The sequence below is a fragment of the Methylophilus sp. VKM B-3414 genome, assembly GCF_032248435.1.
In the GTDB taxonomy this organism is placed as follows: Bacteria; Pseudomonadota; Gammaproteobacteria; order Burkholderiales; family Methylophilaceae; genus Methylophilus; species Methylophilus glucosoxydans.
The window spans coordinates 1-24,905 of the sequence record NZ_JAVTLI010000011.1 but is presented as its reverse complement, the minus strand read 5'-3'; the positions used below and the strand labels follow the sequence as shown (position 1 = coordinate 24,905).

The 24,905-nt window shown below is 49.8% G+C and carries 24 protein-coding genes and 1 tRNA gene; 4 read left to right on the top strand and 21 right to left on the bottom strand.

What is annotated here, in order from left to right:
• Positions 1–111: 111 nt before the first annotated feature.
• Positions 112–2,619, bottom strand: a complete 2,508-nt coding sequence (locus tag Q9292_RS11235) for a PAS domain S-box protein (RefSeq protein WP_313988064.1) — start codon at positions 2,617–2,619, stop codon at positions 112–114.
• Between the two features lie 304 nt (positions 2,620–2,923).
• Between Q9292_RS11235 and Q9292_RS11230 the strand changes: the two genes are divergently transcribed.
• Positions 2,924–3,397, top strand: a complete 474-nt coding sequence (locus tag Q9292_RS11230; protein WP_313988061.1) for a PEP-CTERM sorting domain-containing protein — start codon at positions 2,924–2,926, stop codon at positions 3,395–3,397.
• A 46-nt stretch (positions 3,398–3,443) separates the two neighbouring features.
• Here the strand turns inward: Q9292_RS11230 and Q9292_RS11225 are convergent, their stop codons facing one another.
• From Q9292_RS11225 to Q9292_RS11185, 9 genes are all read right to left on the bottom strand, one after another.
• Positions 3,444–3,761, bottom strand: a complete 318-nt coding sequence (locus Q9292_RS11225; RefSeq protein WP_313988058.1) for a hypothetical protein — start codon at positions 3,759–3,761, stop codon at positions 3,444–3,446.
• 393 nt (positions 3,762–4,154) lie between these two features.
• Entirely contained in the window at positions 4,155–4,448 is a 294-nt protein-coding gene (locus Q9292_RS11220) for a P-II family nitrogen regulator (RefSeq protein ID WP_313988056.1), read from the bottom strand.
• 11 nt (positions 4,449–4,459) lie between these two features.
• Positions 4,460–5,401: a sodium-dependent bicarbonate transport family permease gene (locus Q9292_RS11215; RefSeq protein ID WP_313988473.1), complete on the bottom strand. Its 942-nt coding sequence runs from the start codon at positions 5,399–5,401 to the stop codon at positions 4,460–4,462.
• A gap of 517 nt (positions 5,402–5,918) precedes the next feature.
• A complete protein-coding gene (locus tag Q9292_RS11210) occupies positions 5,919–6,443 on the bottom strand; it encodes a TIGR00645 family protein (RefSeq protein WP_194747933.1) in 525 nt (174 codons plus the stop codon).
• A gap of 157 nt (positions 6,444–6,600) precedes the next feature.
• The gene (locus Q9292_RS11205; protein WP_313988051.1) at positions 6,601–7,638 is read right to left on the bottom strand and encodes a GTP-binding protein; all 1,038 of its coding nucleotides are present in this window, start codon (positions 7,636–7,638) and stop codon (positions 6,601–6,603) included.
• A gap of 238 nt (positions 7,639–7,876) precedes the next feature.
• A complete protein-coding gene (locus Q9292_RS11200) occupies positions 7,877–8,542 on the bottom strand; it encodes a RelA/SpoT domain-containing protein (RefSeq protein WP_313988048.1) in 666 nt (221 codons plus the stop codon).
• 4 nt (positions 8,543–8,546) lie between these two features.
• Positions 8,547–9,653, bottom strand: a complete 1,107-nt coding sequence (locus tag Q9292_RS11195; RefSeq protein WP_313988045.1) for a ParA family protein — start codon at positions 9,651–9,653, stop codon at positions 8,547–8,549.
• Between the two features lie 241 nt (positions 9,654–9,894).
• Positions 9,895–10,167 (bottom strand): antitoxin, encoded by a 273-nt coding sequence (locus Q9292_RS11190; RefSeq protein ID WP_313988042.1) that lies wholly within the window; start codon positions 10,165–10,167, stop codon positions 9,895–9,897.
• A 198-nt stretch (positions 10,168–10,365) separates the two neighbouring features.
• Complete coding sequence (locus Q9292_RS11185; RefSeq protein ID WP_313988039.1) at positions 10,366–11,067, bottom strand: PEP-CTERM sorting domain-containing protein; 702 nt, start codon at positions 11,065–11,067, stop codon at positions 10,366–10,368.
• A 236-nt stretch (positions 11,068–11,303) separates the two neighbouring features.
• Between Q9292_RS11185 and Q9292_RS11180 the strand changes: the two genes are divergently transcribed.
• Together Q9292_RS11180 and Q9292_RS11175 are read left to right on the top strand one after the other, a co-directional pair.
• Positions 11,304–11,486: a TIGR02450 family Trp-rich protein gene (locus Q9292_RS11180; RefSeq protein WP_313988036.1), complete on the top strand. Its 183-nt coding sequence runs from the start codon at positions 11,304–11,306 to the stop codon at positions 11,484–11,486.
• Positions 11,483–12,481, top strand: coding sequence for an NAD(P)/FAD-dependent oxidoreductase (locus tag Q9292_RS11175; RefSeq protein ID WP_313988034.1), 999 nt, complete (start codon positions 11,483–11,485; stop codon positions 12,479–12,481). Before Q9292_RS11180 ends, Q9292_RS11175 begins: the two co-directional genes overlap by 4 nt.
• On the opposite strand, the gene Q9292_RS11170 is transcribed toward Q9292_RS11175, so the two are convergent.
• From Q9292_RS11170 to Q9292_RS11130, 9 genes are all read right to left on the bottom strand, one after another.
• Positions 12,482–13,699, bottom strand: a complete 1,218-nt coding sequence (locus tag Q9292_RS11170) for a cation:proton antiporter (protein WP_194747922.1) — start codon at positions 13,697–13,699, stop codon at positions 12,482–12,484. It abuts the gene before it with no gap.
• 247 nt (positions 13,700–13,946) lie between these two features.
• Positions 13,947–15,515: a diguanylate cyclase gene (locus Q9292_RS11165; RefSeq protein ID WP_313988028.1), complete on the bottom strand. Its 1,569-nt coding sequence runs from the start codon at positions 15,513–15,515 to the stop codon at positions 13,947–13,949.
• Positions 15,516–15,710: 195 nt separating this feature from the next.
• On the bottom strand, positions 15,711–16,316 hold the full coding sequence (locus tag Q9292_RS11160) for a membrane integrity-associated transporter subunit PqiC (protein ID WP_313988025.1): 606 nt from the start codon (positions 16,314–16,316) through the stop codon (positions 15,711–15,713).
• An 11-nt stretch (positions 16,317–16,327) separates the two neighbouring features.
• Positions 16,328–17,986: an intermembrane transport protein PqiB gene (pqiB, locus tag Q9292_RS11155; protein ID WP_313988022.1), complete on the bottom strand. Its 1,659-nt coding sequence runs from the start codon at positions 17,984–17,986 to the stop codon at positions 16,328–16,330.
• Positions 17,979–19,259: a PqiA/YebS family transporter subunit gene (locus Q9292_RS11150; RefSeq protein WP_313988019.1), complete on the bottom strand. Its 1,281-nt coding sequence runs from the start codon at positions 19,257–19,259 to the stop codon at positions 17,979–17,981. The genes pqiB and Q9292_RS11150 overlap by 8 nt, the downstream gene beginning before the upstream one ends.
• A gap of 323 nt (positions 19,260–19,582) precedes the next feature.
• On the bottom strand, positions 19,583–19,762 hold the full coding sequence (locus Q9292_RS11145) for a DUF2474 domain-containing protein (protein ID WP_194747917.1): 180 nt from the start codon (positions 19,760–19,762) through the stop codon (positions 19,583–19,585).
• On the bottom strand, positions 19,746–20,747 hold the full coding sequence (cydB, locus tag Q9292_RS11140; RefSeq protein WP_313988014.1) for a cytochrome d ubiquinol oxidase subunit II: 1,002 nt from the start codon (positions 20,745–20,747) through the stop codon (positions 19,746–19,748). The genes Q9292_RS11145 and cydB overlap by 17 nt, the downstream gene beginning before the upstream one ends.
• Positions 20,748–22,223, bottom strand: a complete 1,476-nt coding sequence (locus Q9292_RS11135; protein ID WP_313988012.1) for a cytochrome ubiquinol oxidase subunit I — start codon at positions 22,221–22,223, stop codon at positions 20,748–20,750. It abuts the gene before it with no gap.
• A gap of 250 nt (positions 22,224–22,473) precedes the next feature.
• The gene (locus tag Q9292_RS11130; RefSeq protein WP_313988009.1) at positions 22,474–23,019 is read right to left on the bottom strand and encodes a hypothetical protein; all 546 of its coding nucleotides are present in this window, start codon (positions 23,017–23,019) and stop codon (positions 22,474–22,476) included.
• 221 nt (positions 23,020–23,240) lie between these two features.
• Here Q9292_RS11130 and Q9292_RS11125 point away from each other — a divergent pair.
• Positions 23,241–23,316, top strand: a tRNA-Asn gene (locus Q9292_RS11125).
• 85 nt (positions 23,317–23,401) lie between these two features.
• Here Q9292_RS11125 and Q9292_RS11120 read toward each other — a convergent pair.
• Both Q9292_RS11120 and Q9292_RS11115 read right to left on the bottom strand, forming a co-directional pair.
• Positions 23,402–23,896 (bottom strand): site-specific integrase, encoded by a 495-nt coding sequence (locus tag Q9292_RS11120; RefSeq protein WP_313988006.1) that lies wholly within the window; start codon positions 23,894–23,896, stop codon positions 23,402–23,404.
• Positions 23,897–24,148: 252 nt separating this feature from the next.
• Positions 24,149–24,793 (bottom strand): DUF4145 domain-containing protein, encoded by a 645-nt coding sequence (locus tag Q9292_RS11115; RefSeq protein ID WP_313988003.1) that lies wholly within the window; start codon positions 24,791–24,793, stop codon positions 24,149–24,151.
• Between the last annotated feature and the right edge of the window lie 112 nt (positions 24,794–24,905).

The following is a 24,905-nucleotide window of genomic DNA, read 5'->3' as shown; positions in this document are numbered from 1 at the left end:
TCGCCAGCCAGAACAGGGCATCAAGGGGAAGCCAGCCGTTTATGCCTAAAAAGGATGCCCAGTCGCTCCGGGCATCCGTTTCATGACGGGTAGTGGCGCTGATATGCGCCGCTACGCCCGTCTTTTTTGAGTGTTTTGTAGCGTGAACTGGTTTTGTTGTCCGGCAGTATTGCCACTGTGATTCAATTTGTAGTGACTGACTTTCTCGTTTAATTGCTCGGCCTGGTCTACCAGTGACATGGCCGCCGCGGCCGCTTCTTCGACCAGAGCGGCATTTTGTTGCGTGACTTCGTCCAGTTGCGTCACTGCGGTATTCACCTGTTCGATGCCTATGCTTTGCTCACGCGAAGCAGAAGTGATTTCAGTGATTAAGTCCGAAATTTGACGTATCGCGCCTATCATCTCGTCCATCGTACTACCAGCCTGATTGACGTATTGAGAGCCGCTCGAGACTTTTTCAGAAGAGTCTACAATCAGTTGTTTAATCTCTTTGGCCGCACTGGCAGAGCGTTGGGCCAGATTGCGCACTTCACTGGCGACGACGGCAAAGCCACGGCCTTGCTCCCCCGCACGGGCGGCTTCCACGGCTGCATTCAAGGCCAGAATATTAGTCTGAAAAGCAATGCCATCAATCACTGAAATAATTTCCTCAATCCGTGAGGAGCTCTCGGTAATTTCGGACATGGTGATGACCACCTTGCCAAATACCTCGCCACCGCGTGCAGCAATTTCGCTTGCTTGCGCGCTCATGCTGTTGGCCTGTTTGGCATTTTCAGCATTCTGTTTTACCGTAGAGGCAATCTGTTCCATACTGGCCGCAGTTTCTTCCAGCGAGCTGGCTTGCTCTTCGGTACGTTGAGACAAATCATTATTGCCCACAGAAATCTCGCTGGCGGCGGTCTTGATGGTTTCTCCGGCAATTTTGATTGCAGCGAGAATCTCAGCCATGGTGTCGACAATACTGTTGACCCCCAGGCACAATTCCCTGATCTCTCCTTGTTTGTCATCTGTCTTGATGCGCTTGGTCAAGTCACCCGCTTTAGCTAATGCCACCACCTCTCCGGTTTCATCGACCGCCTGTTTCATGGCTTGTGCTTCTAGCATTTTGTCGGTGATGTCAGTCGCGTATTTCACCACCTTCAAGGGTTTGCCTTCCATATCCAATATCGGGTTATAACTCGCTTGTAGCCAGACCTGCTTGCCCCCTTTGCCTACACGCAGATATTGGCCGTTATCAGGTTCACCACGTGCCAGTTTTTGCCAGAACTGCTTATATTCCTGACTATTTTTATAAGCTGACTCCACAAACATACTGTGGTGGTTGCCGATGATTTCCTGCGGGCGGTAGCCAGTGACGGCTGCAAAGTTGTCATTGACATGGGTGATCGTGCCTTTTAAATCAAATTCAATCACCCCCATCACTTTGCTAATGGCCGCAATTTGTCCGGCAGAGTCTGCATTTTTAACGATTTCTGCCGTGATGTCGGTGGCGTATTTAATCACCTTCACCGGCTTACCAGCGGCATCCAGAATAGGGTTGTAGTTGGCTTGTAACCAGATCTCCTTGCCGCCTTTGCCCAAGCGCTTGCATTGGCCGCTCATGGCTTCCCCGCGCGCCAGTTTTTCCCAGAACTGTTTATATTCCTGACTATTTTTATAAGCCGGCTCGACAAACATACTGTGGTGATTGCCGAGGATTTCCTGCGCGCTATAACCGGTGACTGCGGCAAAAATGGGGTTTACATGTGTGATATTCCCTTTGAGGTCAAATTCAATCACGCCCATCACCTTGTTGATGGCCGAAATTTGGCCTTCAAACTGCGCATTTTTTCTTTTTTCAGCGGTGATGTCGGTCGCATATTTGACGACTTTGAAAGGTTTACCTGTCGTATCAAAAATGGGGTTGTAACTGGCTTGTAGCCAAACCTCTCGGCCGCCTTTGCCGATGCGTTTGTATTGCGCGTTATCGGCCTCACCCTTGGCCAGTTTGTCCCAAAACTGTTTATATTCCGCACTGTTTTTATAAGCGGATTCAACAAACATGCTGTGGTGATTGCCGATGATTTCCTGCTTGCTATAGCCAGTGGCTGCGGCAAAGTTGTCATTCACGGCAATGATTCTTCCGTCAAGGTCAAACTCAATCACCCCCATCACCTTGTCGATCGCAGAAATCTGGCCTGCAAAGTCAGCGTTCTTGCGTTTTTCTGCCGAGATATCAGTGGCGTATTTAACAACCTTGAATGGTTTGCCCTGTTTGTCGAGAATCGGGTTGTAGCTGGCTTGCAGCCAGATTTGTTTGCCGTCTTTGCCCTTGCGCAAATATAGGCCTTGATCTGGCTCGCCGCGCACAAGCTTTTGCCAGAGTGCCTGATATTCCGGGCTTGCCTGATCCGCGGCATCCACCAGCAGCCGATGGTGCTGGCCGACCAGCTCCTGCCTGCTATAACCCGTCACCGCCGCAAAATTGTCGTTGACCGCAAGGATGTTTCCCTCCAGGTCAAACTCAATCACGCCCATGACTTTATCAATCGCGCGCAGTTGTCCTTCTTGATCCAGCTGCCGGAGCAGTGTTTCCTGAGAAGGTTGTTTGCTAAGCTTTTTAAAAATATTCCAGTCCATTTTTCACCCTCATTGATATAAATTTATCTTGTAATTATTATCGCGATACCAATAGGATTAGAGACTAATCAGGTGTAAAGGCGTGCTGGGATAAGAGACGGGTTAGTGTCTGTGTTCAATAGATCAAACAGATATTCTGCCGCTTCTTCTCCGTTTAAAGGTAAAATGCAGGGATATTCTTTGTAGTCGTTTCATGACTCGCTACCAAGTCTGTGTTTAGCCTGTTCGGGCTATTTGGATGAAAAAAACTTTTAATCTATAATGATTATCGAAGTAAATGTTTAATTAAATTAAGGATATGACTATGTTTTGGAAACTGGCTTGTGCAGGGGTCATGTTTGCAGCCTTTAACGCAAATGCAACAACAATTACGATCACGAATGGCTATGATGAGCCGGGTGCATCAGCTGCTAAAACTGAGATTATTACAGTACCTGAGCAATTTTCTGCTTTTAATTTTTCTGGCTCGCTAGATTTAGATGGTCGTTTGCAACCTGATGGGAATCCTGGTTCAGTTTTTGGTTTGTATAAAGATAATACTTTGCTAAAAGGCCTGTCTGATTTTATTGCATCAACTGGTGATGTTTACACTTTTAGTTTTACTAATCTCGCTTCTGGTAACTACACCTTAAGATTTAATATCAATGGTGGTGGCAACTACAATTTTAACGGCGATGTGACAAAATTCGTTGTTACCCCAGTGCCAGAGCCAGAAAGCATGGCCTTGATGCTCGTGGGTTTGGCCGCGATTGTCGCCCGCCGTTTTAAAAAGGCTTAATCAGCCGCATATAAAAAAGCCCCAGTGATGGGGCTTTTTTATTGGCTCAGGTTTTGTGGGTCCCCGCTGCACGCTTTTCATGCATGAGTTGATACACCTGCTCGATTTCCTTTTGCTCCGCCACATCCAGCACACCATCATGATTGGCATCCATATGCTCAAACATCTTTTTCTGATGCGTCGGGTCGCCTTGCAAATACTCTTGTAACGAAATCACACCATCGGTGTTTTCATCCAGATAGCTCAAACTGTAATTAGGCGGCAGCTTGTTGCAATCCGGTGTTGTCGTATGTTCGTCTGCATGCGTGTTGTGGTACAGCGATGGGATTAAAAAAACAAGCATCGTGATCACAGGAAATTTCATATCGGTTACTCCAAAAAAGAACTGAAATTATGATTGCCGTAATCTAGAACTGGTTCCATGTCGCAAATGTATTTTTCACATGAATTAATCGCCTCTTTGGAGTCGACTTAAAGTTGATGGGGGCAAATCTTGTTGCTGGCATGATCCTTATGTCTTCTTAAACAGTTCATGCACGTACAAGACGTGTGTGCGAGTTAACCCCTGCTTTTAGCGGAACATATTGCATTTTCAATTTGATCGGCTCGCTTGGCGGTTTAGGCTTGGATATAGCGGCCGCGCTGATTTCTGGCTTAGAGGCGTCATCCCACCATAGTTGATAGGCAATCAGGACTGCACAAGCTAGTAGGCACAAGATATACATCAAATACACCAGCCTTCGCATAGCAACTCCTCTTAATGCAAGACCCATTTTGCATCTGAAATCAGACACATCCCGCCATAGCGTTTGAGTATGGGGCGTAACGTTTCAATCACGCTTTTAAGCTGATTCTCTGCACAAGCAATCACAAACGTGATGTTTTCAAATTTTTCGCCAAAAGCACTGCCATCTCTAAGCCCACGTTCACCCCTTCCGCCTACATGGTGGTATATGGTGTAGCTTCGGATATTGATGCTTTCCAGTTGCTGAATCACTTCGTCTTTTTCTATGGATTCGACGACCAGTTCGATACGTTTTACGCCAATCATTTCTGAATCTTTCATAGTTGTTGAGCAAAATATAAATAAGTCGGAATACCGATCACCACGTTAAAAGGAAACGTGACGCCAAGGGATAAAGTCAGGTAAAGGGAGGGATTTGCCTCGGGGATGGCGATCCGCATTGCAGGAGGGACGGCAATATAAGAGGCGCTCGCTGCGAGTACCCCCACCAGCAAAGCACCGCCAGTAGAGTAACCTAGCAATGCATGCCCAAGCGTTACACCAATTACCCCCAACAGCAATGGCATCAATATGCCGAAACTCACCAGAAACAGGCCTGCCCGTTTAAAATCCGAAAGTTTTTTTCCAGCTTCAATCCCCATGGCCAGCAGAAACAGGCACAGGACACCCATAAACATCTGTTGAAAAAAGGGCAGTACTGATTGCAGGTTTTGTTCAGGTACGAGATCGCCGATCAACATGCCACCTAACAAGAGTACGATGCTACCGTTAGTCAGCGATTCGCGTAGCAGACCTGCAATGCCTATAGAGAGATTGGATGAGCCGTTTTCAGGAGTTTGTCGTACATGGTTGGCAAGTAACAAGCCAATTAAAATCGCAGGCGACTCCATGATTGCCAGCATCATTACTGGATATTTCTCATAGTCCATTTGCATGGATTCCAAAAAGGCAATCGCGGTCAGAAAAGTGCCTGCACTCACTGAGCCATAATGGGCAGCAATGGCGACTGCATTGAGTTTATCCAGGCCTCCAACCCGCCAAATGACCTGATAAGCAAACAATGGAATCAGTATCCCCAACGCCACCGCAACTAGCATGGCTGGCACGGCCTCATGTAATTGCGCATGGGCAAGCTCTTGTCCGCCATGGATTCCAATCCCTAGCAGTAAATAAACGGTCAGCGACTTCACCAGTTCAGGTGGAATTTTTAAATCCGAGCGAACGATCTGGGCAAACATTCCCAGCAAAAAGAACAACACAGAGGGGGATAAAAGACTATGAACTTGCATATCTGCCTGTATAAGTGAGTACAGGCAAAATTATGAACAGCTATGAACGTTCTGTATAATATTAAAAATTAATTTTAATGTTCTGTTTTATGTATGTTTTTGCAAGGTTGGATAATTCAAGTTTTGCGTAAAAGGCTTCTCCCACCACAACGTTTTGTAAGTGCTTTTATCCTCAAAAATAGCCACAAGTGAGCATAGTTGCCGCAGTTTATTGTTGAACAGCTTCATGTTTTAGCTGCCACTCAATCGTGAAATAGATGATCAGTAGCACACTCTGATGAATTCAAATTGCCAAGACGGACAGAGCAGCAATAAAAATTCACGTTGTCTATGGTTGATGCGTCAAGAGAGGTCAATTGGCAGCAAGGCTGTATCTTGACTAAAGTTGAGTTTATCGCGGCGCTCAATAAAGATTGAACACTACCCTGGAGTCGCTGTATAGCAAGTCTGGCGACCCAAGGGCAGGGGGTGAGAGGTTGTGAGTGACCTAGTGGTCATCACCATGTCCGGCAATTTTATCCATCCAGGCAAACAAAACGCCGGTGATGATAAAGGTCAGGTGAATGCCCACCAGCCAAGCCATTTGCTCGGTGCTAAACGTGGCGGTACCAGAGCTCTGGTGCACAAAAGCCTTAAGCAGATCGATGGCAGAAATCGCCACAATCGAGCCGATTAGCTTCAGTTTCAGGCCGGAGTAATCGACTTTACCCATCCATTCAGGGCGGTCTTCGCTATCAGCCGTATCAATGCGTGAGACAAAGTTTTCATAGCCGCTAAAAATCACCATAATCAGCAAGTTACCCACCAAGGTGATATCCACCAGCGCCAATAGCGAGAGCACGGTTTCTTGCTCGGTGAGCGAGCCCAGATGCCCGGCAATATGCATAAACTCCTGGCCAAATTTCACCAGTAAAATGACCAGCCCGCCGACCAGGCCGAGGTACATCGGCGCCATCAGCCAGCGGCTCTTAAAAATCAAACTCTCTAAAATTTTTTCCAAAAACTTCGCCATGAAAACTCCAAATAGAAACTACTAATTTTTCTCAATGAATGATTTTGCAGGATGAAGCGCAAGGCGCACGGAACACAGAAACCGGAGTGTACTTGTAGTACATGAGGATTTCGCGTACCGCGCAACACAGCGATTCGCCTGTTAAATCACTTCATTCCTAAAACTGTGTGAGCATGTCGCGCACAGCGTTTTCATCTATGCCCTTGCCGATAATCACCACGCGGCTAATTGGCTCATCTTCATCCCAGCCCTCAAGCAAGGTGGGCGGGTAGGGCGTAAAGTGCACGGCGTGAATCGCCAGCGGGGCAGGCGCATCTTCCACATGCAAAATACCTTTCATGCGCAGCAGCTTTTCACCATGCGTCTGGCACAGCTTTAAAATCACACTTTTAAAATCCGCATAAGCCATCGGCTTGGGTAAATACACGGTAAACGTGCTCACCCCATCATGCGCAGGCGCTTTGGGCAACGTGCCTTTTTTCGCCGCACTAAACCCACTGGCCGGGGCACGCAACCAACGCTGCGGGCTCGCCTGCTTGCTGGCAAAGTCAAACAAGCCTACATCAATAATCTGCATCGGGTCTATCTCGCCATGCAACACAAATTGCTGCGTCGCATTCGGGTTGATCTCACTCAGCTTGGCCTGCAAGGCTTCAATCTGCTCCGGCGTGGCCGTGTCACGCTTGGTAATCAGCAACACATCCGCCACCGCCGCTTGTTTGAGCGCTTCTTTTTGCTCTGAAATCTGCTGCAAGCCGTACGCCGCATCAATCGTCACCACCACGGCGTCCAGACGATACACTGACTCAATCACAGGCTCATTCATCAGGTTGGCTAAAATCGGGCCAGGGTCGGCCATGCCGGTGGTTTCAATCACCAGACGGTTAAATTCCGGCACTGCCTGCAAACTGCGCTTAAAAAACAAATCGCGCATGGTGTCAGCCAACTCGTTTTTGAGTGAGCAGCACAAACAGCCTGAACTCAACAACACCGTGTTATCGGCAATATGCTCGCTCTCTATGGTTTGCGAAATCTGGCTATTGGCAAAAATCTGGTCCAACCCTGCTTCGCCGAGCTCGTTGATGATCACGGCGGTGTCTTTCATCGCGGGGTTATGCAGCAGCTTGTTAAGCAAGGTGGTTTTGCCACTGCCTAAAAAACCAGTGAGCAGCGTGACGGGGATACGTTTATCCATAACAATTCTAATAGAACGAGTGTGGCGATATTTTAACGCGGATGATTGTGGCTGATGCTAAGTGTTTCAACTTATATGGTGACGCTGTTATGAATCGCAAGAACTTTAGAGTCAAAAAGCGTCAATTAATTTACGCATTGGAGTCCGGTTTGTCTCACCACATCTCACGACGATGAGAACAGTTTTGGTTAGATTTTCGATTAACTAACCAATAATTAACAATAAATTGTTTTATCTCTTAAAGTTTTGTTGAGCTAGTTCTAAATATTGAGTCGGCTAATCTTGTTCCAGTTGATACGAGTTTTGAGAGAACTCTTAGTTGCTCTTTACATGCTATATTCTCAGTTGGTTTGGGGTAATTAAGGCTATGATCAATTTCTCCCCAAATTTCCTCAAATAAAGTTCTCACTTGGATTTCACAAATTATTTCTGAATCCTCTTTTGGTTTAACGACATAGTGAATGCTAGTGTAAAACGTTTCTTTAATTTCAGGAGTTAAACCGAGATTTTTAAAAAAATCTGTTGCTTCTGGATCCCAAGAGTAAGCTTTAGGCGGTTCATGTAAAGCCCACTCTTTGGACGATATCTGCCCCATAATTCTTTGGTGAATTATGGGAAATTGATCTTGGTACAAGTGAAGTATTCTTACACCAGCTAAATCTGTAATTTTCGTTAAAATATTTTCAGCGGTAATGGGCATGTCCTCCGAACATTTGCGATTAATTTTTTCTCTTAGATGATCTTCATCCTTTAACCTAGCTTTTATGGTGTGAATAACATTTGCCCCATTTATTATGAATGATGGGTCAAGTCTAAAAAAATCAACAACACCATTCTGAAACCGCTCAAATAAATGTCTGTTATCTTTATATTTTTGTAAGCAATTTACGAGATCATCAGACATTTTTTTATCCAAGGGTATTAATTCTGGCTAATAAGTCATTACAGAACTCTATGTAGGCGTCTTTTGTTTCTTTGTATTTTGTACTGGCGCCTCTTAAGGTACTTACATGTTCCGCTTCAATGTCAGGAAGGTCTGGTACATTCCACATTGCATTATGATAGTGCTGTGCCATAGTGGGGAAAGTGTTATGTGAGTGCATAACAGCAGTTTGACCAATCGGTGAACGCATTTCTTTATCATTTAAGTGACTTCTTAAATGCGGATCGATACAATTTTTAATTGTTTCTGGAATTTGGCTCGCATAATTAAAGTGTGCATGAGCCAGGTCCCAAATATTATTGACTCCAGAATATTTTTTTGCATTGTAAATTGTATAGCCTATGAAGGATACAAAGTTTTCTGGGAAAGCATTCCTTTTTTCTTCAGAAATAAGTTTATAAATAACATCAAACTCAGCTCTCCAAGAGCTTAGTGACTTACCAATGTTTTTTATACCATACAAAGAGAACAAATCTGGGGCAGCAGGTATTAAAAAGCCATCAACAGTTGAAATTAGCACCTTATTTAGTGAACCAAGACTTGGCGATGTGTCCACAATAACAAAATCATAGCTGTAAGCATTACCATATTTCTCGCATAACTCTCGAATCTTTGTGACCGTTCTAATTGCAAGGGGATCGCCTCGATAAATGCCAGCCCAGCGCTCTGCAATCTTATCTTCATACAAGTGCAGAGTTAGTCTACCAGGTATGATATCTAATGAAGGTGTAAGCTTGACGGGAGGTGGTAGCGTATTTAAGTCTCCTGTACCTTCTTCAGTTGGCTTTAATATGTAGTGCAAGCTTCTATTGCTTTGATTCAATGCATTGAACGATGTTTCAGTTAATTGTTTTTTAGCTGACTCAAATCCCTCATCGATAAATTTGTCTTCTTTTTCCCAAATGTCATGAATAACTTCCTGATCTAGGGAGTAGATGGTTAGATTACATTGTGGGTCCGCATCAATCATGAGAACTTTTTTTCCCATCTCTGCTAATGCGTGCCCTATGTGGTATGTAAGGGTCGTCTTACCAACACCCCCTTTGTTATTAAATACTGATATCGACTTCATATTCTTTATTCCTATCATTTCCCATTTATGTAACGCGGAAGCAGTAAATACAATCTTACATAATATTTCAAATTTGCAGCGATGTACTGCCTAAAGGAATCGCTGGGGGTCAGTATCGATTGGTTATCGACGTATAGCACATTAATAAGCCTAACCAAAGATCGTCAAATCTACTTATGCCAATCTACAACATGCTTAATATTTGCTGTAAGGATCATATTGGTATCTTGCTAATAGCAGTTCAAAAAATGTCCTCAGGCTTGGCGCGCATATCTTCAGTAGCCGACAATGTATCTTCTAGTACTAGTCGCTGCTCCTGACGCCATTCTGCCAGCAATTCGACGAGCTTGGTAGGCTGTGACATCGGTTCAATAATCAGCTTATTACCTTCACGATGAATTAATACGCGATCACCTGGTAGCTCAAACTCAACAGGGATGCGCACTGCTTGGCAGCAGTTGTGGCGAAACAGCTTGGCTTCTTTAGGCGGTACGGCTTTGGATAAACTTGACATTGCAGGTGCTCCTTTTGCATTTACAACTAGCATATGCCGTATTTTGCGTACGTCAATATTTAAGAGAACATTGGCTTTGTGAGCGTAAATCTCATGATTGATTCGACTAAAAAAATAAACCCCATGTCATAAAACATGGGGCGAGTTGGCACACTGAATACTCCTTTTAAAAGAGTTTTTTATGATAGCCCATAAGGGTTAACGCTGCGCCCGTTTGCGTCGACTGTTCATTGCACAGACCAATAGGCCCAAGCCAAGCATGGCAGAGGTTGCAGGCTCGGGAACCGGCGTGGCGGTGATATTGGCAAGTTGAAAATTCACACGCTGCGAGCCCAAGCCACTGCCACCTTCATTGTAAAACACCGAGAAGTTGACGGTTGTATTGCCATCAAAAGGGTCTATGACTTTTTGCCGTGCAAACACGAATAAATCTTGCCCGCTGGTATTAATAAAAAAGCTGAGGGTTCCATTCAGGCCGAGTGCAGCGGTGCTGTGCAGTTGGCTGCTGATGAGTTGTGTATCAAAGTTGGCGTTAAATCCGTCTTTGGTTGAGGTGACACGGCAGTCAATGTCAAGAGTAAGGCAAGGGTTACTGCTCAGGGCAAGGCTGGTGTTGCCGATGACTGCGGTGGAGGTCACTGCGTTGCGCAGTTCGATTTGATTTACGGCAGGGTTGGTGTCTGCCACTGTGGTATCAACATCGACGGTAAACCCGGCATACTGGTTGGTGAGTGCGGCGCGGATGGTTTGACCTGTCAGCAGGCTGACGTTTGATCCGTTTGCGACAAAGTTAATATTGCCAAATACCGAGTATACGACTGCCTTGGCTGGCAAAGAGATAGTGAATAAAGATAACACTAAGCCCTGACAGAATAGTTTGAATAGGCCTTTTTGATGCATGCCTGACTCCTCTCAAATGGTATTTAAATGATTTTTTAATCTTTTAGAGACTATGCTGGTCAGTGAGGCTGGTCAATCCCGAGTTCGGGGGGCTTGCAACGGTTAGCATGCGTGAGAAATCTCTCTAAATAGTGGATAAATTGTTGGATTTACGTTGTCACACGATCATGCAAACAAAACCATTGCGGCTTAATCCTAAAAAGCTGTTACATTCTAAGTGGACAGCGGTAAAGCCCGTGAATAAAGAAAAACACTTTATGGTGACCAAGCTCATCGTAAGCGATGAGAAGATGGGTGACGAGGAGACGCAAGTGATTGAAACCGTTGAGTTAGAAGCGGTCATGACTGGGCGCGTGCAGGTGATTGACTGGCATGCGTTGCAAGACCGCGCAGTGTGGAAACAGGGGTGGGTGGCGTGAAAAATATTGCGGTGATTGGTGCGGGGATGGCGGGCTTGTCTTGCAGCCAGGCGTTGCAGCAGGCCGGTTATCTGGTGACGGTGTTTGAAAAGAGCCGTGGGCCTTCGGGGCGCGTGTCTACTCGATTGGGTGAGGGCTGGCAGTGTGACCATGGCGCGCAGTATTTTACGGTGAGCCAGCAGCCGTTTGTGACACAGGTGCAAAAGTGGTTGCAGGCGGGCGTGGTGGCTGAGTGGCAAGGGCGCTTTTATGAGGCGAATGAGGTGAGTTTACGCGCCAAAGAGTCTGAAAAGCAGCGTTATGTTGGTGTGCCACGCAATACGCGCCCGGCGCGGCAGATGGCGCAGTCTTTAACCGTGGAGCTGGAGCAGACGGTGCAGCAGATTACCTTTGCCGAGGGTAAATGGCGCGTGCACAGCAAAGAGCACGGCGCGTATCCGCAGGTGTTTGACAAGGTTGTGCTGGCGATTCCGGCACCGCAGGCACAGGCGCTGCTAGGCTTTAATCTGGAGATGCAGGCGCTGGCAGCCAGTGTAAAAATGCGTGGCTGCTGGGCCTTGATGGGGCGCTATACACATACGCTCGATTTGCCGTTTGATGGCTTGTTTGTGAATGCGGGGCCGCTGAGTTGGGTGGCAAGAGACAGTAGCAAGCCGGGGCGTGTGCCTGAGGGCAGTGCGGTCAAAGAGGTCTGGGTGTTACATGCCAGCGCTGAATGGTCCGAGGCCAATATTGAGCGTGCGCCAGAGGAGGTTGCGCTGGCATTGCTGGCGGCATTCCAGGCCTTGGGTGGCGAAGCGCCCATTGAACACAGTGTGCACCGCTGGCGCTATGCGGATTGTGCCAATTATCTGCACCAGGGCTTTGCCTGGGATGCCGCCCAGCAACTGGGTCTGTGTGGCGACTGGCTCAATGGCGGCAAGGTAGAAGGCGCATGGATGAGCGGCTACCAGCTCGCGCAGGCGATGATAAAAACCTGCGAGCCTTGTTATTGATTAAGGATTACTTGTATTCGTTGTCTTGGGGAGTTTTGGCATCACCCATTTGCGGAACATGAGCGGCGTGATCAGTGTTGTTACCACGCCCATCAACACCAGCACCGAGAACAAGTCCTGCCCGATAAAGCCGCGTTCGTAGGCGATGCTGGCGATGACCAGTTCCATCACGCCGCGGCCATTGAGGATAAAGCCGATGCCCAGTGCATCGCTTTTGCTCAGGCCGATGAGGCGGCCCCCCAGCCAACCGGCCAGGATTTTAGTTACTATCGACACTACCAGCACCACAGCGACAAACCAGACCGAATCTATGACCTGGATTTTGAATTCCAGCCCGAGATAGGCAAAAAATACCGGGGCCAGAAAGCCGCCCGTGATGGAGCTTAAGGTGAGCTCTAGTTCTTTGTAGCGTTCGGGTGAAAAGAAGGTGCGGTCTATGAGCAGGGCACCAAAAAAGGCGCCGATGATAAAGTGAAACCCGAGCGCGGCACTGACTGAACCAAATACGAGTACCAATAGGAGCAGCAAGCCGAACAGGGCCTCGTTGCCGATGATGGTGACCAGCTTTTCTGACAGTTGGTCGATAAGAATGCCTCTTTGAATGACCTGCTTGATCAGCACACTAATGCTGACAATCAGCGTCATGAGCAAAATCAGCTTCCAGCTCGCGTTAAACGTGGCAGCGGCCACGGCCTGATAGGATTTTTGTTCGGGCAGGTTGAGAATCACCCCTAACACCAGCAGCGCGGCGATATCGTTAAAGATCGCCGTGGCGACTGAATAGCGTGCGATGGTGGAGTCCAGCAGTTTGAAGCTTTGCAGAATGCTGACGGTGACGGGTAGTGCTGTAATCGAGACACACAGGCCGAGAAACACCGTACGGCTGACATCCAGGCCGAAGCCGACCCCGACCAGAATGCCGCCCGTGAGTGGCAATAAAAAGCCCAGCAGCGCAATGACAGCGCCTTTGCCGCGCATGGAGTCTATGACCTCCTTGAAGTTCATCTCTAGCCCGGCCGACAGCACGATTAAGAACACGGCAAACTCAGAGATGCCAGACAGCGCTGGGCTGGGCGTGATCAGGTTGAGCAGGCTGGGGCCAAGCAACACCCCGGCCAACATTTCGCCAATAATGGCGGGTTGGCTAAAGCGACTGAAGACTTGCCCGAGCAGGCGGGCGGTGACGATCAGAATCAGTAGTGATGTCAGTAATGGCATTGGTTTCTCTTATGGTTGGGCAGCGCGCCATAAGGCAAGATCAATGGGGTCGTTGCGCGAGGACTTCTTTTGGTTTGAACCATCAAGATTAAAGTCACGGACGGTGCAGGCTTAGCATAGCGCGCGTGCAGAATAGAGTGTAACGGATTTAGGCGCGGATGGCATGTATCAGGGCGCGCATTGGCGTTCAGGGCTGCATCTGTGTCAATGACGTCGCAAAAAACCAACGGCGCTTTGTTGCGCAGGCTTAGTGCGTAAAGACTTGGACCATTTCTTTGCGATTTTTGCGTGCGCGCTTATCGGCATACATGCGTTTGTCAGCGATGCGCATCAGCGATTCGGTGTCTGTGGCTTCGTGGGCAAACACGATGCCTACGCTGGTGCCCGCGCCAACGATGCCTTCTTTTTGCAGGTGCAAGTGCGTGTATTCCAACTGGTGCTGGCACCATTCCACATCATCCTCATGGCAGACGATGGCAAATTCATCGCCCCCCAGGCGGTAAAGCTTGCCATGCGTATCCAGCTTGTTCGTCAGGATGCGGCTAAAACTCTTGAGCAGTTGATCCCCGGCCTCGTGGCCATATTGGTCGTTGACATGCTTGAGGTTGTCGATATCGAGGAACATCAGGCAACCGTGCTCGGGAAAATGCAGCATTTGATTCTCCAGCGCATGCCGGTTGGGCACGCCAGTCAGGCGGTCTGTCATGGCCAGCGAGCGCGTGGACTCGAGTTCGGCCAGCATGTGTTCTTTTTCTTTGTGCAGGCGGTTGATCTGGTATGCCACCAGCAGTGACAGCGCGACGGCTTCCACGGTCACCGCGATGAGGCCGAGTTGCTCTACGGTCCAGGCGTTTGAGGTGAGGCGATCTGCGGTAATCGTCAAACCACCTAGCACGCCAAAAATGGAAATGGCCAGCAGGTATAACTGTGCCACGCGCTGACCTTGCAAGCTCAAACGGATGCCACACACCAGGCCAAAGACCAGGAAAATGGCCACGCCCAGCCTGTCCATTTCCAGCATCCAGTTGGGGTAAATCATGGCGAATACCATGAGCGCCAGTAGCGTTAGCTTGGCCGCAATCGAAACCTGATAAAGCCGGCTATGGCGAAACGGGCTGATGCCGAGTAAATGACAGACAAAGCTGATATAAGCGAGATTGGAAAACAGGATAGGCAGGCTGGTCAGGTAGAACCAGTGCCAGTCAAACAATTGCTTGAACAGGCCGAGCACCGCGCTTTGAAAAATCAGGTTGCCCAGAATAAACAAGGCATACATGCGCTCGGTGACGTGGCCGGGCATGATGCCGATGGCCATGTAATAACTGAAAATCCCCAGCAAAATGCCGAGCAGCAACAGGCTCACGGCAGTGCTGACATTGGTTTGTTGCTGGTGGCTGGCGAGGTCAGTGACAAACACTTCTGGTTGCGCCAGATAATAAGGGGATTGCAGCCAGGTAATGAGCCGGTAGGTCCCCGGCTGTAGTGCTACGAGGCGGCCATGCCTGAGCAGAAGCTGGTCTGTATGCTCGCTACTGAGTCCGCCTGACAGCACATGCATGGTGTGGTGACCATCAGAAATTTCGTGCTGGAACTGGGCCAGGGTAGAGGTGTTTTTAAAGTCAATCACATACTGACCGGCCTGCGTGATCTTGAGCACGCCCTGACACACAAAGCGGCCGCCTTGCAGCGGAATATTACCTACGATTTCGCCCTCGCTGCTCATGCAGGTTGTGCCCGACAATTGCGCGTCAGCCTGGGCTTGCGTGGGCAGCCAGGTCAAGAGCAGCATCAGGGCACAGAGGAGAAAGCGTTGCAAGACTGTTATCCATCAAGAGTAAATCTAACAAGCCAGTTTACCTGAAAAGTTCCTGTCTCTCTTGTGGGGGGATGGATTAAGAAACGCAAAGAATTACTAACGAAGGTGTGGTTGCGGACGATGCGTTCGAGGCCAAACAGCGCCCTTGTCTGGGGCGCTGTTTGAGTAAAAGGGCGTGGGGTACTAACTCATGTTTCAGGGTTGGCTTGGCATTGCTTTGATCTGGCTGGCGATCTGGTCAGATAATTTGTCCAAGTCTTGCCCCAGTGCGCGGACCAGCGCCGGGTAACCGTTTTCTGTGAGCGGGGTGGTAAATTGAAACGGCTGGATTTTGAGCGGGCGTTGATCGGCGGACAGCCATTGCCATTGGCCGCTCATGATCGCTTCGCCACGCATATGTCCTTGAAACTGATCTATGCGCAATTGCAGGCGGCTGGCTTGCAGTTTGGTGCCGGGCAAGGCATCGGTGACCAGGGTGTCAGGCAGGCGTTGGGCGAGTCGGCTGCGCAGGCCTTGCCGTAGTTCTTCAGACAGCGAAGCGCTCCATAAATGGTCGCGCGTGGGCTGAATGGTGATGTCATCAAGCTGGATCAGAATACGGTCGCTGTCCAGCGCATCGGCCAGCACCAGATTGCCCAGAATAAGGATGCGCGTAGGGGGTGTGGTCGTGCTAGGCAGACTGACTTCTGGCAGGCTGTAGCGCTGGGTATTGACCGGCGGGCGGTTGCCCAGACAAGCGGTCAGCGACAGGCTGCAGAGCAGGCAAATTGTCGTACGCAAGAAAGAAAAAGGCATATGCATGAAAACTGTCCTTATGGGGTTGCCGGTGCCAGTGGCATCGGGTCGTTACCGGGTTTGCGGTCAAACAGGATGGCATTGGGCTGCTCATTCAGCGTACGCACCAGCGGCTGGACTTCGCGCAAGACCTTTTCCAGCCGTTGCAGGGTGCTACTCAGCTCCTGATAAGCCGGTGACTCGGGCGACAGGCCTTTGATGGTGGTGCGCAGTTCTTGCATGGTCTGGTTCAGGTTGGCCGGCATTTGCTGGAACTCTGGTTGTGCCACAAACTGGTTCACTTGCTGGCTCAGCGCACGAATCTCCCGCAAGGTTTGCTCGGATTGTTGCAGGTTTTTATCGAGGCCGCTCAATACCGGCTCCACATTGAGCTTATTCAGTTTATCCAGCAGATCAGACAGTTTCTGTTCGATCTGTGCCAGGCTGGTCGCGCTCGTGGGCAACACTGGCAAGCCTTCAAAGGTTTTGGCTTTGTAGTTGTCTTTGCGTGCGTGCTTGTCCATGTTCAAGTCGACAAACAATGAGCCTGTCAGCAGGTTGCCAGATTTGAGCGTGGCATGCAGGCCGTTTTTGAGCATGATGCCGAGGCGCGATTTCCACTCGTTGAGGTCCGCCTTGCCACTGTCTGCCAGACGGCCAGGTTCGAGATGAATCAGCACCGGAATCGCATAGTTAAAGTCCTGTTTGCGTGCGGGCGAGTTGAATTTCCACGGCACTTGCATCACCGTGCCTACGCGCAAGCCCCGGAACTCGACCGGCGCGCCACTGGAGAGTCCGCGCACCGTATCATCCACCAGCAGCACATATTCCAGATATTGGTCGTAGGTTTGCTGGCGGGCAGCTTCTTCATTGGCATACAGCTCAAAGGTGGTTTCGGACGCCACCGGTTTACCCATGGGCCGGTTGTCGGCATGGCCAAAGCTAACCCCGCCTGCAATCAGCGACTCCACGGTGGGGATGCTGGCCTTGAAGCCTTCGGAATCCAGCTTGAGGTCTATGCCAACGGTGGTCCAGAAGCGCGTGTTTTCAGTGATCAACACGTCGTAGGGCTGCTCGATAAACAACTCATGCTGCATTTTGCGTTGCTTGGGGTCAAAGGTGGCGCTTGCCACCCGGCCCACGCGCAGGCCCTGATAGGTGACCGGGTCACCAATGCGCAAGGCGTTGCCGACGGTGCCGATCAAATTAATATGTACGCCGCCGGCGCCATTCAATGAAATCGGTGGCTGGTCGAGCACGGTAAATTCGTCTGTTTCTTCATGGCCCTTGCCCGGTTGCAACTGGATATAGGCGCCCGAGATCACGGTATTGAGGCCGCTGATGCCCTCGAGGCCGATGCGGGGTTTGACCACCCATAATTGCGTATCTTTTACCAGTAGCGGTTGCGCATCTGGTGCGATGCGGGCGATGACCTGGATGTGCCCGAGGTCTTCGGACAGTTTGACTTGCTCGACCAGACCGATATCGACGCTATGCACCTTGATTTTGGTTTTGCCGGCTTCTATGCCTTCGGCGTTGGACATTGAGAGCGTGATTTGCTTGCCAGCACGCGTATAGTTGTCATAGATGAGCCAACAGCCTATCAGCAACGCGACAATGGGCACGATCCAGATCGGTGAAACTCGGGCCTGCTTGCCTACCCGGGCCAATAAATTGTCATCAGACGTATCAGTCATGTTGTTTTCCTTGAGTATCCCATAACAGGCGCGGATCAAACGCCATTGCGGCCAGCATGGTGGTAATCACCACGGCGCAAAAGGCCAGCGCGGCGGGGCCGGGCAACACCGACATCAGGTTGCCGGACTGGATCAGTGCCACCATGATGGCGACCACAAATACATCCACCATGGACCAGCGGCCGACAAACTCGGTTAAATGATAGAGCCGGGTTTTTTGCAGGGCATTGAGTGGCCCCGGGTGTTTGACCAGCCACGATAGCAGGATTAACACCAGCATTTTGAGGATGGGCACCAGTACACTGGCGACAAAAATCACGACCGCAATCGGTTGCGAGCCATGCTGCCAGAGCTCCATCATGCCGCCGATAATGGTGGCTGCATGGCTTTGCCCCAGCGCAGTGGTAATCATCATCGGGTAGGCATTGGCCGGGATATATAAAATGATGGCGGTGAGCAACAGCGCCCAGGTGAACTGCAGGCTGTGCGGCTTGCGCGCATGCAAGAGCGTGCCGCAACGGATACAGCTGGCATGATGGCCTTCGTTATCAGGATGACTAGCCAGGTGGTTGATCAGCCCACAAGTCGGGCAGCCGGTGACATGCTGCTCGGCGGCGGTGATGCCGCAACGGATGTCTTCCGGGGTTTCCGGTTCGCCTGCCAGCCGGTACCACAGCCAGTCTATATCCACCGAGCGTGTCGTCATCAGCAAGAGTAGCGCAAACACGCAATACGCCCAGAACGAGGCGCCCAGATGCACATCCGCCATGCCGGTCAGCTTCACCAGGCTGATCAGCGCGGCGACGATAAAAACATCCGCCATCATCCATGGGTGCAGTTGTGAAAACAGGCGTGCAATCACATCGCTGTAGGCTTTGGGCACCGTGCGCAATACATTGGCCTGCATGGCAATCACCCCGGTCAGGTACAAGCCGGGCAGCACAATTGCCGTGCACGCTACAATAAAAGCCACAATGGGTTGATGCGATTGCAACAAGGTGGAGGCGGTTTGTGACAGGGCGATCTGGTTATCCAGCCCGCCGGCATCGACGCGGATAAACGGGAACGCGACCGCAATCAATAGCGTGATGAGCGCGCTTGCCGCCAGCGCAATGCTGCGTTGCACCGGATGCAGGTAGCGTCGTGCCAGCACGTGTCCACAGCGCGGGCAACTGGCGTGCTGACCCGGCCGCAGTACCGGAATGGCACTGACCATGTCACAGGCTGGGCAGGCACGCAAGCGTCGCCATTTTGTCGGTTGCTGGGTCGTCATACAGGGGGTTGCAGGCAGCGGATTGTCAGTTTTTCAACAGGCTGGATACAAGCATAGTAATGGGATTGGATTTGATCAGGCAAGAAAAATTCCGTGCCCTAGACACTCATAAGAGGGACTGATGACAGGAATTGTCTCTAAGGGCGGTTTGATGCACACAATTTGTCACCGCATACGCGCTTTGAAATCCCTGTTGTCTCATCCTTTTTGCCATGGTGAAAGGAGTAGGGATGGGGCAAGAAGGATTTTCTGAGCGATGCGCGGCCGGGTGTGCGCAAGCCGACGTATTCAGCAGAGGAGGCGCGCCTGTTTTGATGAGATTCTTAAGTATGCAGGCCTGCCAGGCGCATGCAAAAGCGCAGCAATAAACTGACTACGCCCAATGCCGCAATGCTGGCGAGCCAGATCAGGCATAGCCAGCCTACACGCTTGCGCCAGTTGGGGCGTGGGGTGTCTGCCTGAACAGACTTTGTCCCTGTTGTGTGCTTAATGGTAGTGCTCATCTCTATTCACCTTGCCCCTGAAAATATAGTAGCCCCAGGCGGTGTAAATTAAAATAATCGGGATGATCACCAGTGCGCCTATCAATGCAAACATCTGGCTGATATGCGGCGCTGCGGCAGCTTGTATCGGCAAGTCGGGCGGAATGATGTTAGGCCAGATGCTGATGCCTAGCCCGGCATAGCCCAGCAGAACCAGTGCCAGGGTGTAAAGGAACGGGCGGGTTTCAGCTTGCTGGCTCAGGGCTCGCTGCAAGCGGTAAAAACACAACCCTACTAGCAACGGCACGGGCGACAGCCATAACAGATTCGGCATGCTGAACCAGCGCTCAGCAATGCGGCTATCCATCCATGGCGTCCACACGCTGATGATGACAATGATGGCAAACAAGGCGGTGGCGATGTGTTTTGACAGGCGGTAACAGCTGGCCTGTAGCGCGCCATCGGTTTTCATGATCAGCCAGGTGCTGCCGAGCAGGGCATAGGTGACCAGCAGCCCAAGGCCGGTAAACAGCGAAAACGGTGAAATCCAGTCCAGTGAGCCACCGGCATAGGCCTGGTTTGCCATGGGGATCCCTTGCAGGTAAGCCCCTAGCGTCATGCCCTGAAAGAAGGTCGCCGCAACCGATCCGCCGGTAAATGCCTTGTCCCAGAAGTGCCTTTCGCTGTCCTTGGCGCGAAACCTGAATTCAAACGCTACGCCTCTGAATATCAGTGCCATCAGCATCAGCAGCAAAGGTAGCGCAAACGCACTTAAAATCACCGAATAGGCTAAGGGGAAGGCGGCGAGCAAGCCGGCGCCCCCCAACACCAGCCAGGTTTCATTGCCATCCCACACCGGGGCTACCGTGTTTATCATGAGGTCACGGTCGCTTTTGTCTTTAAAAAAGGGATAAAGAATGCCTATGCCAAGATCAAAGCCATCCATGATGATGTACATCATGATGCCAAACAGAATGATCGCAGCCCATATGAGAGACAAGTCCATTTATTGATCCTTTGATTGATCGTCAGCCTGAGTGCCAGCCTGGTGCTTTGCTGACTGCGCCGAAGCGGGTGTCTTGGTCTCCGGGTGAAACTCAGGGGCCAGCGTAAATGCAGTGGCGTGGTCAAGCTGCGGTGAAATGGCGTCGCCGTGCAGTGCCTCCCCGGTACTAGGGCCTGCTTTGAGCAGCCGGAGCATGAAGCGCGTGCCCATGCCAAACACTAACAGGTAAATGATGACAAACAGGCCCAAGGTCAGTGCCACCTCGCTGGCAGGGTGCGGCGTCACCGCCTCTGCAGTACGCAACACGCCATACACTACCCAGGGCTGGCGGCCGATTTCGGTGGTGAACCAGCCTGCCAGGATGGCAATAATGCCTGCGGGCCCCATGGCCACTGCAAACTTGAGGAACAGCGGCTGTTGATACAGTTGTTGTTTCAAGCGTAGCCACACGGAGGAGAATGCCAGCAAGATCATGAGCAAGCCCAGCGCCACCATCACGCGGAAGGTCCAGAAAATAATGGTGGCATTGGGCCGATCTTGAGGGGCGAATTGCTTGAGTGCAGGAATCTGCTCGGTCAATGAGTGACGCAAAATCAGGCTGCCAAGCACCGGGATTTCGAGGACAAAATGATTCTTTTCCTGTTGCATGTCTGGCCAGGCAAACAGAATCAGCGGCGTCGGTTCATTGCCTTTGTTCTCCCAGTGCGCTTCAATCGCGGCGATTTTGGCGGGTTGGTATTTGAGGGTATTCAAGCCATGCATATCGCCAATAAATGCTTGCAAGGGCGCAATCAGCAGAATCAGCCATAACCCCATGGACAACATTTTACGGATGCTGGCGTGATCCCGCTGCTTGAGCAAGTGCCAGGCAGCTGTCGCCACCACCAGCAAGGCTGTGGCCAGATAGGCACCGATGACCATGTGCATGAGCCGGTAAGGGAATGAGGGATTGAATATGATCTGCCACCAGTCCACCGGCACTACTTTACCGGCGATTAACTCAAAGCCCTGTGGCGTTTGCATCCAGCTATTCGAAGCCAGAATCCAGGTGGCAGAGATCAAGGTGCCAACCGCGACCATCAAGGTTGACAGAAAGTGCAGGCCTGGCCCGACCTTGTTCCAGCCAAACAGCATCACGCCGAGAAAACCCGCCTCAAGGAAGAAGGCGGTAAGCACTTCATAAGCCAGTAAAGGACCGGTCACGCCGCCGGCGACATTGGAGAAGCCTGCCCAGTTGGTGCCAAACTGGTAGGCCATCACCAGGCCAGATACCACGCCCATGCCAAAACATAGCGAGAACACTTTAATCCAGAAGTGGTAGAGATCCAGATACACGCTTTGTTTGGTCACGAGCCAGCGTGCTTCAAGAACTGCCAGGTAGCTGGCCAAACCTATGGTGATGGCCGGGAAGATGATGTGAAACGAAATCGTAAAACCAAACTGGATACGCGCCAGCGTCAGTGCCAAATCAGACATATTGATCTTTCTACCACCTTACCTTCCCGCCGCCGGAGAGGGATATCGCCTGCTGTTGCGGAAATCAACCATATAGACCGTGTCTCCGCCCATTAAGTTTGCCACAGCGTGGGCTGCAAGTAAAAAAATCTATCCTCGGCGTTTGCCTGACAAAGAGACGCCGTTTGATGACTTGTTGGTAAAGCGCAGGCCCGCATAAGTAAAAAGCCTTGCAACTATGCAAGGCTTTTAGCAGACATCACTCACAAGATTAGTGCTGATCCAGATCTTTTAATAATTGCTGCTGCAGCGCGATCTCGCTAGGCAGTGCGGTGGCAACCATCAACGCGACACTATCGTTAGGCGCTAAACTGGATGCACCATGTTCAGCGACGGCTTGTTCGGGGATCAAGTCAGCGATATGCAAGGCATCCGCTTGTGGCGGAGGATCCGCTGGGGCCGCAAAAGCGGCAAACTCCAGCGGTGATTGTAAGAGGGTAGAAATATCCAGTTCGGTATCGCCCGCCTGTAATGAGGAGAGGACATGTTGCAACAATTGTGCATCAATCGCATCATCACTGGCATGCGGCAGATAATCCGCCGTCAATTGCGCGCTCAGTGTCATGGTTTGCAGACCTTGCACCTGCAAGCGTTCACCAGTCGCAGTCTCCAGCGAAACCTGAGCGCCATCATGCGCCACAATACGCTCACCCTCGCGTAACCAGTCGCCGGCGATCAGTGGCCGGTGCTGGCCCATTGCGTTGACTGCCTCGACCTGACCATCCAGGTGTGAAATTTTTGCCACCATGCTATGCATCTTTATTCTCCTGGAAATATTATATCCTCATAACCTTACATGCCTAAGTCTGTCAAGCTTGGACAAGCTGAATATTACAAAAATTTGCCGAAAATTTGCAGCGTGAGTGGCATTTTGCAGATGGCTGGCCTGTGGCCAAAAAAATATAAAATATTTCGCAAAAAGTGGTTGACCAAGGGGCGTGGTCTCAGTAATATAGCGCCTTCAAACGACGTACCGATTCCTCAATAGCTCAGTCGGTAGAGCGCCGGACTGTTAATCCGTAGGTCCCTGGTTCGAGCCCAGGTTGAGGAGCCAAATAAAAGAAGCCTTGTAGAGATGCAAGGCTTTTTGCTTTTTAGCCCATCGTAGCTGAATCGTAACCTTCGAACTTAGAATCTAATCAATTTGCAGCATTCGCTAAATGATCCGGTGCAAGATGAGCATATCGTTCAACCATCACACCAGAACGCCAGCTACCTAAACGCTGTAACTCATGTGTAGGCTTGCCAGCCTGCCGTTGCCAGGTTGCCCATGTATGTCGCAGATCGTGCCAGCGAAAATCTTTGATTCCCACTCTTTTCAATGCTGCACGCCAGGCACGAGTATTTGCCGTGCATAGTGGCTTGCCTGCATAAGTAAACACACGCGTTTCATGCTTACCTACTTGGCGCTTTAAAACATTGATTGCAGTTTCATTTAACGGTACTGCAATCGGTCTTCGATTTTTCGAGTGTGTTGCTCTGACCCAGGCATGCTTCAATACAAAATTGACCTGCGCCCATTCAAGCTGCAATACATTCTGCTGCCCAAGCCCTGTACACAAAGCAAACAACACTGTTTCACGTTGATGCAGCGGCAACTCGCTTAACAACAAATTGACTTGTTCAGCAGTCAAAAAACGTTCGCGTATATTAGATTCTTTAAAAAGCCGTATTTTTGGCGCCTTTTCAATCCATTCCCATTCATCTCTTGCTCGAATAAGAATGGCTCAAGACATAGAAATAATTGAAAGATGATAATAAATTTCATCGTTTTTACGTTAGGCCAGTGTAATTACATTAATAAATGAATGTAATTTGTAGCTTGCATACATTCTCAATCTATTTTGGATAGCCTTTTCCAATAAGACATACCTCCATTTTTAAAGCTAATCAGGCATGCTTTCATTGTAATGTTTTGACAGCTGGTCTATTTCTATCCAGTTCACTGCAAGTCGAATCAATCTTATAAGATCGTCCATATCATGAGTGGTCCACTTTCTAAGATAGTGAGTTTCATCATTTCCTAACCACAACGTACGCTTTGCAACAGCTTGAATTCTTGGGTCAGTAACATACTCTGAGACCACTGAACCAGAAAATGCTTTTTCAATTTCTTCATGTTTTTCAGGAGCAAGTGATTTCGCATAATCTTTTATTAAGAATTCAAAAGCTTTGCGATAGCCAGGGCCTGCAACTTGAGGTAAACCTTGATGCAATGCCTCTTCTGCCTCTCTAAATACAGAGATAAATGTGGGGGAAAGTCTCGAAATATCTTCAGGAAAAGCCGTTGGATTCGGTTTAATAGGTTTTAATGTTTTAAGCTCAGCCTGTCCTTTAGGTCCATAGTAGCCAATAAAGTAACTTTTGCATCCAGAGTAAACACATTGAAATACCACCTGTACTTCGGTTTTATTGAATGTCTCATCAGCTTTAAATAAATGGATTTCGCTATGATGATGACAAATTGGGCATTTATCAGGACAATCGATCTCATAACCCTGATTTCCAATTGCGATGCTCTTCTTCATCATGTTCTTCCCGAAGCTCCATTTAGAATAAAAAATCGTGACATTGAATCGCCCCGGCTAGCCTAGATATTTTCGAGCCTCTCGAAATACCGCCGTTCAAACTCTGCGGGAGCGA

Coding starts and splice junctions, on each gene's coding strand:
- Q9292_RS11170 (WP_194747922.1), bottom strand. CDS start 13,699: ATGCCATTACTGACATCACTACTGATTCTGATCGTCACCGCCCGCCTG.
- Q9292_RS11145 (WP_194747917.1), bottom strand. CDS start 19,762: ATGAGCACTACCATTAAGCACACAACAGGGACAAAGTCTGTTCAGGCA.
- pqiB (WP_313988022.1), bottom strand. CDS start 17,986: ATGACTGATACGTCTGATGACAATTTATTGGCCCGGGTAGGCAAGCAG.
- Q9292_RS11185 (WP_313988039.1), bottom strand. CDS start 11,067: ATGCATCAAAAAGGCCTATTCAAACTATTCTGTCAGGGCTTAGTGTTA.
- Q9292_RS11210 (WP_194747933.1), bottom strand. CDS start 6,443: ATGGCGAAGTTTTTGGAAAAAATTTTAGAGAGTTTGATTTTTAAGAGC.
- Q9292_RS11220 (WP_313988056.1), bottom strand. CDS start 4,448: ATGATTGGCGTAAAACGTATCGAACTGGTCGTCGAATCCATAGAAAAA.
- Q9292_RS11190 (WP_313988042.1), bottom strand. CDS start 10,167: ATGTCAAGTTTATCCAAAGCCGTACCGCCTAAAGAAGCCAAGCTGTTT.
- Q9292_RS11205 (WP_313988051.1), bottom strand. CDS start 7,638: ATGGATAAACGTATCCCCGTCACGCTGCTCACTGGTTTTTTAGGCAGT.
- Q9292_RS11130 (WP_313988009.1), bottom strand. CDS start 23,019: ATGCATAGCATGGTGGCAAAAATTTCACACCTGGATGGTCAGGTCGAG.
- cydB (WP_313988014.1), bottom strand. CDS start 20,747: ATGGACTTGTCTCTCATATGGGCTGCGATCATTCTGTTTGGCATCATG.
- Q9292_RS11225 (WP_313988058.1), bottom strand. CDS start 3,761: ATGAAATTTCCTGTGATCACGATGCTTGTTTTTTTAATCCCATCGCTG.
- Q9292_RS11195 (WP_313988045.1), bottom strand. CDS start 9,653: ATGAAGTCGATATCAGTATTTAATAACAAAGGGGGTGTTGGTAAGACG.
- Q9292_RS11235 (WP_313988064.1), bottom strand. CDS start 2,619: ATGGACTGGAATATTTTTAAAAAGCTTAGCAAACAACCTTCTCAGGAA.
- Q9292_RS11230 (WP_313988061.1), top strand. CDS start 2,924: ATGTTTTGGAAACTGGCTTGTGCAGGGGTCATGTTTGCAGCCTTTAAC.
- Q9292_RS11115 (WP_313988003.1), bottom strand. CDS start 24,793: ATGATGAAGAAGAGCATCGCAATTGGAAATCAGGGTTATGAGATCGAT.
- Q9292_RS11160 (WP_313988025.1), bottom strand. CDS start 16,316: ATGCATATGCCTTTTTCTTTCTTGCGTACGACAATTTGCCTGCTCTGC.
- Q9292_RS11150 (WP_313988019.1), bottom strand. CDS start 19,259: ATGACGACCCAGCAACCGACAAAATGGCGACGCTTGCGTGCCTGCCCA.
- Q9292_RS11135 (WP_313988012.1), bottom strand. CDS start 22,223: ATGTCTGATTTGGCACTGACGCTGGCGCGTATCCAGTTTGGTTTTACG.
- Q9292_RS11200 (WP_313988048.1), bottom strand. CDS start 8,542: ATGTCTGATGATCTCGTAAATTGCTTACAAAAATATAAAGATAACAGA.